The following is a 12297-nucleotide window of genomic DNA, read 5'->3' on the forward strand; positions in this document are numbered from 1 at the left end:
GCTCACGGCACGGCGTACAGCACCTCCCCGCGCGGTCCCCGGGCCACCGGCCGCAGCGCGGGGTCGTCCAGCACGCCCCGGTGGTCCACCACCCAGCGCACCCCGTACTCCCGCTCCGTGCGCCGCCGCTCGGACGCGGGCGTGCCCGCGGCGAAGTACGCCCGGGTGGCCGCCGTACGGCGCTCCTCGTCCGGGAGGAAGAAGTCGGGGTAGCCGGGGGCGACGGTGTACGGGCCGTACGCGGGCACCTGGCGGGCCACCCGCCCCTCGGCCATGACCACGTCGCCGTACCGCACGTCCCGCGTGAGCCAGCCGTACCCCGGCCACGCGGGCCGGTACTTGTCCGCCACCGCCCCGGGCAGCGCGTCGGCCGGGACCACGTACCCGAGCATCCCCGCCTGCGCCCAGCCGCCGGCCAGCAGCGCCCCGGTGAGCAGCACCGCCCAGGCGGCGCGGGCCGGCCGCGTCCCGCCTCCAGGACCGCCGTCGCCGCCGCGAGCTGCGCCGGGATCGTCACCGCGGGCAGGGCGCGCCCCCACGAGTAGCGTCCGGTCAGCCAGCCGGCCGTGACGATCAGCACACCCAGGGCGCAGAAGACCACCAGCGGTCCCGGTGGTCGCGCCGCCACCGGGGCACCAGCGCGGCCGCCCCGAGCAGCACCAGCCAGAACCGCGCCGGAAGATCCTCGTACAGCACCCGGTGCACGTCCGCCAGCCCGTCCCCGGCACCCATCAGCGCGAAGAAGCCGTAGTACGGCCACGCCCCCAGTACCGCCACGCCCACCAGCAGCCCGGCACCGCGCGCGCCCGGGGCGCGCCGCGACCACCGTGGCGACCGCGCCGGCCGAGGCCACCACCCCCGAGAACTGGTGGCAGAGCAGGATCACCGCCACAGCACGCCGAGGCCGGTCCACACCGGCCACCCGGCCGGCCCGCGCAGCGCCCCGGTCAGCCACGCCCAGAAGTGGAAGGCGAGCCCCAGGGTGAAGGTGCTCGGGTACGCCACCGTCAGGGCGAGCGAGTGCAGGCCGAGGAAGCCGCTCCACAGCAGGGGCGTCGTGCCCCAGAGCAGCAGCAGGCTCAGCAGGGCGAGCGCGGGCGCGGCCCGGTGCGCGCTCAGGGTCCGCGCGTACCGCCACACGCCCGTCACCAGCAGCACCAGTCCGGCCGCGGCGGCCAGGCGCAGCACCACGAACACGTCCAGGCCGGTCACCCGGGCGACGCCGCCGAGCAGCAGCATCCACGGCGAGTAGTAGGGGCTCGGGTGTCCGCGTCGACCAGCGGGTTGCCCGGGTCCAGCGGGGCGTGCCGCAGCCGCTGCACGGTCGCCGCGTGGATGCCCAGGTCACCGATCCACGGGAGCCGTACGACCACCACGGTCAGCAGGACCAGGACCAGTCCGGCGGCGCCCGTGGCCACGGCCCGGCCGACGGTTCCCGGGCGGATCCCGGAGCGGCGCGTGCCGTCCTTTCCGGACACCCCGGACGGCGAGAATCGGACAGTCACATCACAGGCTTATCCCGTTCCCGGGCCGCTCCACCGCTTCGCCGCCGATTCCCGCCCAAGGCACCACACACGGCGCGAGGGGCGTCCCGGGCCTTCCGGCCCGGGACGCCCCTCGTCCGACGGCCCGCTCGGGCGGGCCCGGTGCCTTACGAGTGCGACCTCAGCAGCGTCCGCATGGTCCGCATCGCCACCGACAGGTTGGCGAGGTCGAACGCGTCGGAGCTGTGGATCTCCTCCAGCGTGGTGCGGGCCCGGCCCAGCAGCGCCGCGTTCTTCTGCTCCCACAGCGCGAACCGCTGCTCCGGCGTCGACGCGCCGTCGCCCTCCGCCAGCACGTCCGCGGTGACCGCCGCGTGCGCGGCGTACAGGTCCTCGCGGATCGCCGCGCGGGCCATCGACTGCCAGCGGTCCGCGCGCGGCAGCTCGATGATCCGGTCCATCAGCTGGGTGATGCGCAGCCGGTCGGCGAGGTCGTAGTACACCTCGGCGACGTCCAGCGGCTCCTTGCCCATCCGGTCGGCCACGGACACGATGTCGAGCGTCGGGAAGGCGGAGGAGAAGCCGGCGACCCGGGTGGCGAGCTCGTCCGGCACACCGGCGCCGCTGAGCTCGTCGTAGATCTTCTGGTACCAGTCCAGGTCCTCGCCGCGCAGCAGCTTCGGCAGCTGCGCCCAGACCAGCTCCACCCGCTCGGCGAAGAACGACACCGTCTCCTCGAGCTGCAGCGGCTGCGGCCGGTTGTTGAGCAGCCAGCGCGTGCCGCGCTCCACCAGGCGGCGGGAGTGCAGCCGGATCCGGGTCTGGACGGCGGCGTCGACCGTGGTGTCGAGCGCCTCCACGCCGTCCCACACCATCGAGGAGCGGAAGATCGCGCGGGCCGCGGTCTGCGCCCGGACGATCTCCTCCAGCGACGCCCCGGTCTCCTCGCGCATCCGGTGCAGGTACGTCGTACCGCCGGTGTTGACCGTGTCGTTGACCAGCACGGTCGTGGTGATCTCACGGCGCAGCGGGTGGCTGTCGATCTGCTCCCGGAACTGCTCGCGCAGCGCGGTCGGGAAGTACGCGTGCAGCAGGCCCTTCAGGTACGGGTCGTCGGGCAGCGAGGTGTGCAGCAGCTCCTCGGCGACCGTGATCTTCGTGTACGCCAGCAGGACGGCCGTCTCCGGTCCGGTCAGGCCCTGCCCGGAGGCGAGCCGCTCGCGGATCTGCCGGTCGGTGGGCAGGAACTCCAGCGCCCGGTCGAGGTGGCCCTCGCGCACCAGGTGCTTCAGGAAGCGCTGCTGCGCGTGGATCATGTCCTTGGACTGGGCCAGCGCGTTGGCGATGGCGGTGTTCTGCGCGTAGTTGTTGCGCAGCACCAGCCGCCCGACCTCGTCGGTCATCTCGGCGAGCAGCTTGTTGCGCTGCTTCACCGTCATGTCGCCTTCCTTGACCAGGCCGTTCAGCAGGATCTTGATGTTCACCTCGTGGTCGGAGGTGTCCACGCCGGCGCTGTTGTCGATGGCGTCGGTGTTCTGCCGGCCGCCGTGCAGCGCGAACTCGATCCGGCCGAGCTGGGTCATGCCCAGGTTGCCGCCCTCGCCGACGACGGCGACCCGCAGGTCCTTGCCGTCGACGCGGATCGCGTCGTTGCCCTTGTCGCCGGCGTCCGCGTTGGACTCGGTGGACGCCTTGACGTAGGTGCCGATGCCGCCGTTCCACAGCAGGTCGACCGGCGCCTTGAGGATGGCCTTCATCAGGTCGGCCGGGGTCATCTTGGTGACGCCGGACTCGATGCCGAGGGCGTCGCGGATGTGTGCGTTGACCGGGACGGACTTCGCGCTGCGCGGGAAGATCCCGCCGCCCGCCGACAGCAGCGAGGTGTCGTAGTCGGCCCAGGAGCTGCGGGGCAGCTCGAACAGGCGGCGGCGCTCGGCGTAGGAGGTGGCCGCGTCCGGGGCCGGGTCGATGAAGATGTGCCGGTGGTCGAAGGCGGCGACCAGGCGGATGTGCTCGCTGAGCAGCATGCCGTTGCCGAAGACGTCACCGGACATGTCACCGATGCCGACGACCGTGAAGTCCTGGGTCTGGGTGTCCACGCCCAGCTCCCGGAAGTGCCGCTTGACGGACTCCCAGGCGCCGCGGGCGGTGATGCCCATGCCCTTGTGGTCGTAGCCGGCCGAGCCGCCGGAGGCGAAGGCGTCCCCGAGCCAGAAGTTGTAGCTCTCGGCGACCTCGTTGGCGATGTCGGAGAAGGTCGCGGTGCCCTTGTCGGCGGCGACGACGAGGTAGGTGTCGTCCTCGTCGTGCCGGACGACGTCCGCCGGGGGCACGACCTCGCCGCCCACCATGTTGTCGGTGATGTCGAGCAGCGCGGAGATGAACGTCCGGTAGGAGGCGATGCCCTCCGCCATCCACGCGTCGCGGTCGACGGCCGGGTCGGGCAGCTGCTTGGCGACGAACCCGCCCTTGGCGCCGACCGGCACGATGACGGTGTTCTTCACCATCTGCGCCTTGACCAGGCCGAGGATCTCGGTGCGGAAGTCCTCACGCCGGTCGGACCAGCGCAGACCGCCCCGCGCGACCTTGCCGAAGCGCAGGTGCACGCCCTCGACGCGCGGCGAGTACACCCAGATCTCGAACGCCGGACGCGGCGCCGGCAGGTCCGGGATGGCCTGCGGGTCGAACTTCATGGAGACGTAGTCGTGCGGCTCGCCGCCCGCCGTTTCCTGGAAGAAGTTGGTGCGCAGCGTCGCCTTGATGACGGTGAGGAAGGAGCGCAGGATGCGGTCCTCGTCGAGGCTCGCGACCTGGTCGAGGGCGGCGTCGACCTCCTCCAGCAGGGCGTCCACCAGTTCGTACCCGGCGCGCTGCCGGTCCGGCGACATCCGCGCCTCGAACAGCGAGACGAGCAGCCGGGTGGTGTGGACGTTGTGCCGGAGGGTGTCCTCCATGTAGTCCTGGCTGAAGGTGGACCCCGCCTGGCGCAGGTACTTGGCGTACGCCCGCAGCACCATCGCCTGACGCCAGGTCAGGCCGGCGCTCAGCACGAGGGCGTTGAAGCCGTCGTTCTCCGCCTTGCCGGTCCAGGTCGCCGCGAAGGTGTCCTGGAAGCGCTCGCGGGCGTCGTCGCCGAGGTAGTCCACCCCGCCGCCGGGCGCCTGGGGCATCCGCAGGCCGAAGTCGTAGACGTAGGCCACGCTGCGGTCGTCGCACCGCAGTTCGTACGGCCGCTCGTCGACGACCTCGACGCCGAGGCGCTGCAGCACGGGCAGCACCGCGGACAGGGAGACGGCCTCGCCCGTGCGGTAGATCTTGAAGCGGCGCTCGTCGGGGGCCGCGCCCACCGGCTCGTACAGGCTGAGCGCGAAGTCCCGCTCCCCGCCCAGTTCCTCGAGGCGCACCAGGTCGGCCACGGCGCTGCGCGGGGAGTGGTCGGCCTTGTAGCCCTCGGGGAAGGCACCGGCGTAGCGGCGCAGCAGCTCGGCGGCGCGCTCCTCGCCGAACTCGGTGTTCAGCGCCTCTGCGAAGCCGTCGGCCCAGGAGCGGGCGGCCTCGACCAGCCGGGCCTCGATGCGCTCCTTGTCGCTGTCGGACAGGTGCTGCAGTTCGGTGCCCTGCGGGACGCGGACGACGAAGTGCAGCCGGGAGAGGACCGACTCGGTGTTCCACGCGGTGAAGTCGACGCTGATGCCGCCGAGCTCCTCCTTGAGGATGTCGATGATCCGCAGCCGGACGCCGGTGGTGTAGCGGTCGCGCGGCAGGTAGACGAGGGCGCTGTAGTAGCGGCCGTACTCGTCCTGGCGCAGGTACAGGCGCAGCCGGCGCCGCTCCTGGAGGTAGAGCACCGAGGTGGCGATGGCCTGCAGCTCCCCGGCCGGGGTCTGGAACAGCTCGTCGCGCGGGTAGGTCTCAAGGATCTGCAGCAGGTCGCGCCCGTCGTGGCTGTGCGGCGAGAAGCCGGCCCGCTCCAGGACGTCCTCGACCTTGCGGCGGATCACCGGCACCCGGCGCACCGACTCGGTGTAGGCGGCGGACGAGAACAGGCCGAGGAAGCGCCGCTCCCCGACCACGTTGCCCTCGGCGTCGAACTTCTTGACGCCGATGTAGTCCAGGTACGACGGCCGGTGCACGGTGGCGCGGCTGTTGGCCTTGGTCAGCACCAGCAGCTTGTGCTCGCGGGCCTTGGCGCGGGCGTCGGCGGGCAGCCGCTCGAAGGACGGGCTGACCGGGTGGTCCTCGTCCGCCGCGTGGTGGGGGTCGGAGCGCAGGATGCCGAGGCCGGTGCCGGGCACGGCGGCCAGCGAGTCGTCGTCGCGCAGCTGGTACTCGCGGTAGCCGAGGAAGGTGAAGTGGTCGTCGGCCAGCCAGTGCAGCAGCTCGCGGGCCTCCTCGACCTGCAGCGGGGGCAGGTCGGCGGGGACGGGCTCGCCGGGCAGCGCGTCGGCCAGCGCGGTCGCGGCCTGGCGCATCTTGCCCCAGTCCTCGACGGCCTCCCGGACGTCGGACAGCACCCGCAGCAGATCGGCGGTGATCTGCTTCAGGTCGCCGCGGTCGGTCTCGCGGTCGATCTCCACGTGGATCCAGGACTCGACGTGCGCGTCGTGCGGCAGGTCGCTCGCGTCCTGCGGGAGGTCGCCGCCGACCGGGTCGGAGAGGACCTCGATCAGCTTGCCGGTCACGTCCCGGCGGACCACGAACTGCGGGTGGATGACCACGTGGATGCCGCGGCCCTGGCGGGTGAGCTCGTTGGTGACGGAGTCGACCAGGAAGGGCATGTCGTCGGTGACGACCTCGACGACGGAGTGGCTGCAGGTCCAGCCGTTCTCCTCGACGGTCGGGGTGTGCACCCGGACGTTGGCGGTGCCCTGCGGGCGGTTCGCCGCGAGCCGGTGGTGCGAGACAGCGGCTCCGAAGACGTCGACCGGGTCGCGGTCGGTGAGGTCCTCCGGGGCGGTGTGCAGGTAGTAGCGCTGGAGGAACGCGAGGACGGTGTCCCGGTCGGGCGTGTCCTCGTCCGCGGTCCCAGTCGGTAGTTTCCCCCCGGCCGGGCTGTTCTCAGCTACCCGGGCGGCCCGATCGAGCAGCTCGGCCTTGGCTTCGTCCAGCTTGGTCTGCATGGTCCTCTGGCTCCTGTCGCGCGCCGTTGCGTGACGTAGAAGGAAGTACGGTCTCCGACCTCGTGGTGCGGTGGTACGACACGGGGTGTCCGGTCTGTGCCGACGTTATGCCGCGAGGTGAGAGGAGCGGGGGCTTCTCGGCGGAATTCGGTGCGTCCGACGGGTGTGACTCTGCTCTCCGTGACGCCTGCCCCCCTGGGGTGCGCCGCGTCCCGTGCCGCCCGCGAGGATCAGCGGTCGCCACCCGGTCACGGATGTCGTCCGTGCTCGCCGGGCGCACAGCGGGGACACCACGGTCCCCGCGAGCTATCGCGCTGATCACGCCACCTAGGCTATCGCCCTCCGGAGGGGCCCCGTCATGAGCCGTATGTGTACAAAACCGGGGGGCGAACTTTGACGTTTCGCACAGTGCGCCGGCGCCCTTCCGGTCAGTCGGAAGCCGCCAGGCGCTCCGCCTGGGCCACCGCCTCGCTCAAGGTGTCGACCACCGGAACCCCGACCGCCTCCAGGCTCGCCCGGCCGTGCGAGCCGCCGGTGTAGAGCACGGCCCGCGCGCCCACGTGCCGGGCGGCCAGCGCGTCGTCGGCCGCGTCGCCGATCACCACCGTGCGCCGCGGGTCCACCACATCGCCCAGTACGCTCAGGTGGCGCACCATGTGCTCCGCCTTGCTGCCGCCGGACGGGCCGGTCCGCCCGTCGACGCGTATGAAGTGCGAGGCGATGCCGAAGTCACGCACCAGGGGGACGAGGTCGTCGTGCCCGTACATGCTGAGGATCGACTGGCTGCGGCCCGCCGACGCCCACGTCCGCAGCAGGTCCTCCACGCCGTCGGCCAGTCCGCAGCGCACGCGGTGGTCCGTGTAGTGGCGGTGGAAGGCGGCGTCCATCAGCTCCCACTCGGTCTCGCTGGGCAGCCGCCCCATCAGCCGCTCGTAGAACTTCGGCACCGGCACGCAGTACAGCTCCCGGTACCGCTCCAGCGTGATGGGGGCGAGGCCCAGCTCGGCGAAGGCGGCGTTCGTCGCCCCGATGACCGCGTCGACGTCGTGGAACAGCGTGCCGTTCCAGTCCCAGACGATGTGTGCGTCGTTGTGCGTCCCCATGCCGGAAAACCTACCCGGACCCGTCGGCATCCCGCTGGGCCGCAGGTCAGCCGATCAGCTGGGGGATCTCCTGGGTCGCGAACCACAGCAGCTCGTGGTCCTCCGCGCCGTCCACCACGAACTGCGCGTCGTCGTCGCCCTTGTCCGCCGCGTCCAGCGCCCGCGCGGCGGCCGCCACGTCCGTCTCGGCGTCCGCCGCGTCGGCGTGCACCGCGGCCGCCTTGGCCAGCCGTACGGCCCCGGCGAGGCGCACCTCGCCCGGCGCGGCCGGGTCCAGGCCCCGGTCGGGATCGGCGGAGGCGGTGCCGTCGGCGACGTCCACCGCGACCACGACCCGGCGGCGGGGCGCGCCGGGGTCGGCCGCCAGCAGCCGTAGGGAGGCCAGCGCGGCACGGCTCAGCGCGGCGTACTCCAGCTCCTCGATGTCGTCGGAGAGGTACCACTCGCGCAGCGCCGGCGTCACCGCGTACGCGGTGAGGGGCCCGTCGCCCAGCTGACCCGTCCTGTGCGCCTCGGCGAGCCCGGGGAGGGTCAGGGGGACGTAGACGCGCATGGTGGGCCGCTTTCGTCTGCTCGGGGACTCGGCAAAGGTTCAGAATACGTCCCCGCGGCCGTACGGCGTCCCCCATCGAGTCCCCGTCAGCACCCTCGGGCGCGTCAATCCCCGTCCGGGAAGTCACCCGTCCCGTCCGCGTGAACACGGGCCCGGCACCCGCCCGGCAACCCTGATAGGTGAACTTCCCCGCCCGCGTCGGGCCGCCCGTCGCTCCTTGCCACGCCGCCGCACGGCCCCGTACAAGATCCCCACACGAAGTTACTGCCCGGTACCCGGCTCCCCCCGCCGGCGGCCCGGGCCTGTCGAACGGGGTCCCTCGTGCACAAGGTCATGAGCCGCACACCACGCCACACCCCCACCCGTCCCGGCCCTCACCGTCCGGCGGCCACCTCCCGCGGAGCCCGCGGCACCGCCTCCCCCGCCTCCGCCGGCGCCGTCCCCCCGCGGGTGCCCGCCGGTGGGGCCCGTCCCGCTCCCTCGCCCGGTGCGGGGCGGCCCGGTGGGGCGGGGCGGGGGCGGCCCGCCGACAACCGGCCCTCGGGGCGTGCGGCGGGACGGGGGCGGCCGGGCGTCCCACCCTCATCCGCGCCGGCACCACGCGAGGGCCGGGGCGGGGCTGTGGGCGCGGTGCCCGTCCGCGTCCCCCAGCCCCGCCCCACCGACCGCTTCGCGGACCTCCTCGTCGCCGTGCTCAGCGGCCAGCGCCCCGTGCACGCGATGCTGCGGCACAGCGCCGGCCAGGCCTACGACGAGCTGATCCGGCTCGCCGAGCGAGGCCCGCTGCGCACCCGCGGGGTCCGCCCCGTGGTCCGCGACATCGGCTGGTTCGAGCCCCGGGAGGGCGCCATCGAGGCGTTCGCCAGGATCGGCGCCGGGGACAGGCTGCGCGCCATGGCCTTCCGGCTGGAGCGCGGTCGTGACCTGCGCTGGCGCTGCACCGCCGTCGAACTGGGCGTCCCGCACTGAGACACGCACGACGGCCGAGGGCCGGGCACCCGCGGGTGCCCGGCCCTCGGCCGGTGGTCACGGCCGCTCCTCACGAAGCGGCGGCGACCCTCACTTCTTGCGACGACGCCCCCGCGCCTGCTTGCGCCGCTCCGCGCGCGTGAGGCCGTCCGCCTCCGAGCGCACCGGCTCCTCGTCGGTGGCCAGCTCGCCCTCGACGGTGCCGCCCTCGCCGTCCACCGTGGGAGCGGAGAAGTGCAGGGCCCGCCGCTGCGGGGCGTCGAGGCCCTTGGCGCGGATCTCCGGCCGGGGCCCGCCCTGCGCGGGCACCGCGTCCTGCTTCTCCAGGTCGGCGACCGGCTTGACGTCCTCTACCGGAACCTCCTCGACCTGCTGCTCCACCTGGACCTCCAGGTTGAACAGGTAGCCGACGGACTCCTCCTTGATGCCGTCCATCATCGCGCTGAACATGTCGAAGCCCTCGCGCTGGTACTCGACCAGCGGGTCCTTCTGGGCCATCGCGCGCAGGCCGATGCCCTCCTGGAGGTAGTCCATCTCGTAGAGGTGCTCGCGCCACTTGCGGTCCAGCACCGACAGCACGACCCGGCGCTCCAGCTCACGCATGATCTCGGAGCCGAGCTGCGCCTCACGGGCCTCGTACTGGGCGCGGATGTCGTCCTTGATGGACTCGGAGATGAACTCGGCGGTCAGACCGGCCCGGTCACCGGCCGCCTCCTCCAGTTCCTCGATGTCGACGCTCACCGGGTAGAGCTGCTTGAACGCGCCCCACAGCCGGTCCAGGTCCCAGTCCTCGGGGAAGCCCTCGGTGGTCTCCGCCTGGACGTAGGCGTCGATGGTGTCGTCCATGAAGTGGTGGATCTGCTCCTGCAGGTCCTCGCCCTCCAGGACGCGGCGGCGCTCGCCGTAGATGACCTCGCGCTGCCGGTTGAGCACCTCGTCGTACTTCAGGACGTTCTTACGCGTCTCGAAGTTCTGCGTCTCCACCTGCGACTGCGCGGAGGCGATCGCGCGGGTGACCATCTTGTTCTCGATCGGCACGTCGTCCGGCACGTTCGCCATGGACATCACGCGCTCGACCATCTGCGCCTTGAACAGCCGCATCAGGTCGTCACCGAGCGAGAGGTAGAAGCGGGACTCGCCGGGGTCGCCCTGACGGCCGGAACGACCGCGCAGCTGGTTGTCGATGCGCCGCGACTCGTGCCGCTCGGTGCCGAGCACGTACAGGCCGCCGAGCTTCTCGACCTCGTCCTTCTCGGCCTTCACGGCCTGCTCGGCACGCGCAAGGGCCTCCGGCAGGGCCGCCGCCCACTCCTCGATGTGCTCCTCGGGGTCGAGGCCGCGCTGACGCAGCTCCGCTTCCGCGAGGTCCTCGGGGTTGCCGCCGAGCTTGATGTCCGTACCACGGCCGGCCATGTTCGTGGCGACCGTGACGGCGCCCCGGCGGCCGGCCTGGGCGACGATCTGCGCCTCGCGCTCGTGGTGCTTGGCGTTCAGCACCTCGTGCTGGATGCCGCGCTTGCTGAGCTGCTGCGAGAGGTACTCGGACTTCTCGACGGAGGTGGTGCCGACGAGGATCGGCTGCCCCTTGCGGTGCTTCTCCTCGATGTCGTCGACGACCGCCTCGAACTTGGCGACCTCGGTGCGGTAGATCAGGTCCGACTGGTCCTTGCGGACCATCGGCCGGTTGGTCGGGATGGGCACCACGCCGAGCTTGTAGATCTGGTGGAACTCCGCGGCCTCGGTCATCGCCGTACCGGTCATGCCGGACAGACCCGGCTGCTCCTTGCCGCTGTGGTCGTGGCGCTTGTACAGACGGAAGAAGTTCTGCAGGGTGATCGTGGCGAGAGTCTGGTTCTCGTCCTTGATCGGCACGCCTTCCTTGGCCTCGATGGCCTGGTGCATGCCCTCGTTGTAACGGCGGCCGGCGAGGATACGGCCGGTGTGCTCGTCGACGATCATGACTTCGTCATCGATGATGACGTAGTCCTTGTCCTTCTTGAAGAGCTCTTTCGCCTTGATGGCGTTGTTCAGGTAGCCCACGAGCGGGGTGTTCACCGACTCGTACAGGTTGTCGATGCCCAGCCAGTCCTCGACCTTGGCGACACCGGACTCGTGGATGGCGACCGTGCGCTTCTTCTCGTCGACCTCGTAGTCGCCGGTCTCCTCGATGCCCTTCAGCGGGTTGCCCGGCTCACCGCGCTTCAGGCGCTTCACCAGCTTGGCGAAGTCGCCGTACCACTTGGTGGCCTGGTCCGCGGGACCGGAGATGATCAGCGGCGTACGGGCCTCGTCGATGAGGATCGAGTCGACCTCGTCGACGATGGCGAAGTTGTGGCCGCGCTGCACCAGCTCTTCCTTCGACCACGCCATGTTGTCGCGCAGGTAGTCGAAGCCGAACTCGTTGTTCGTGCCGTAGGTGATGTCGCAGGCGTACTGCGCGCGGCGCTGGGCCGGCGTCATGTTGGCGAGGATGCAGCCGACCTCCAGGCCCAGGAAGCGGTGGACGCGGCCCATCATCTCCGAGTCGCGCTCGGCCAGGTAGTCGTTGACCGTGATGATGTGGACGCCCTCGCCGGACAGGGCGTTGAGGTACGCGGGCAGGGTGCCGACGAGGGTCTTGCCCTCACCGGTCTTCATTTCCGCCACGTAACCCATGTGCAGGGCGGCGCCGCCCATGATCTGCACGTCGTAGTGGCGCTGGCCCAGGACACGCCGGGCGGCCTCGCGCACGGTGGCGAACGCCTCGGGGAGCAGGTCGTCCAGGCTCTCACCGTCGGTGTAGCGCTGCTTGTACTCATCGGTGAGGGCCCGCAGCTCGGCGTCGGAGAGGCCTTCGAAGTCCTCTTCGATGGAGTTGACCTGGTCCGCGATGCGGTGCAGCTTGCGCAGGATTTTGCCTTCGCCTGCACGCATGATCTTCGAGAGGACGGACACGGGGGTTGGTCTCCTTGCCGGTCGGGCCTGGGACGGTCGGTTTCCGTTTCACTGACTGAGCAACGGCCATCGTATGCGAGGACCCCTCCACGCCGGGAGGCCTGCCGGGGCGGTGACCGTCCGCCGCAGCCGAA

General features: G+C 71.7%; 5 protein-coding genes and 1 pseudogene. 1 reads left to right on the top strand and 5 read right to left on the bottom strand.

Annotated features, from left to right (window positions below):
* Positions 1 to 2: 2 nt before the first annotated feature.
* The 4 genes and pseudogenes from F3L20_RS28235 to F3L20_RS28250 all read right to left on the bottom strand — a co-directional run bounded on the left by F3L20_RS28235 (position 3) and on the right by F3L20_RS28250 (position 8260).
* Positions 3 to 1505 (bottom strand): annotated as a pseudogene (locus F3L20_RS28235) (hypothetical protein).
* Between the two features lie 146 nt (positions 1506 to 1651).
* On the bottom strand, positions 1652 to 6604 hold the full coding sequence (locus tag F3L20_RS28240; protein ID WP_150156703.1) for an NAD-glutamate dehydrogenase: 4953 nt from the start codon (positions 6602 to 6604) through the stop codon (positions 1652 to 1654).
* 428 nt (positions 6605 to 7032) lie between these two features.
* Complete coding sequence (locus tag F3L20_RS28245) at positions 7033 to 7707, bottom strand: HAD family hydrolase (RefSeq protein WP_150156704.1); 675 nt, start codon at positions 7705 to 7707, stop codon at positions 7033 to 7035.
* A gap of 46 nt (positions 7708 to 7753) precedes the next feature.
* Positions 7754 to 8260, bottom strand: a complete 507-nt coding sequence (locus F3L20_RS28250; protein WP_150156705.1) for a DUF6912 family protein — start codon at positions 8258 to 8260, stop codon at positions 7754 to 7756.
* A 321-nt stretch (positions 8261 to 8581) separates the two neighbouring features.
* Here F3L20_RS28250 and F3L20_RS28255 point away from each other — a divergent pair, with 321 nt between their 5' ends.
* A complete protein-coding gene (locus F3L20_RS28255; RefSeq protein ID WP_150156706.1) occupies positions 8582 to 9229 on the top strand; it encodes an Rv3235 family protein in 648 nt (215 codons plus the stop codon).
* Positions 9230 to 9319: 90 nt separating this feature from the next.
* On the opposite strand, the gene secA is transcribed toward F3L20_RS28255, so the two are convergent.
* Positions 9320 to 12163, bottom strand: a complete 2844-nt coding sequence (gene secA, locus F3L20_RS28260; protein WP_150156707.1) for a preprotein translocase subunit SecA — start codon at positions 12161 to 12163, stop codon at positions 9320 to 9322.
* Positions 12164 to 12297: the final 134 nt, after the last annotated feature.

The sequence above is a fragment of the Streptomyces tendae genome, assembly GCF_008632955.1.
GTDB lineage: Bacteria > Actinomycetota > Actinomycetes > Streptomycetales > Streptomycetaceae > Streptomyces.

Excerpts from the sequence above, each read along its gene's own strand:
- F3L20_RS28245 (WP_150156704.1), bottom strand. The coding sequence starts at position 7,707 with ATGGGGACGCACAACGACGCACACATCGTCTGGGACTGGAACGGCACG.
- F3L20_RS28250 (WP_150156705.1), bottom strand. The coding sequence starts at position 8,260 with ATGCGCGTCTACGTCCCCCTGACCCTCCCCGGGCTCGCCGAGGCGCAC.
- F3L20_RS28240 (WP_150156703.1), bottom strand. The coding sequence starts at position 6,604 with ATGCAGACCAAGCTGGACGAAGCCAAGGCCGAGCTGCTCGATCGGGCC.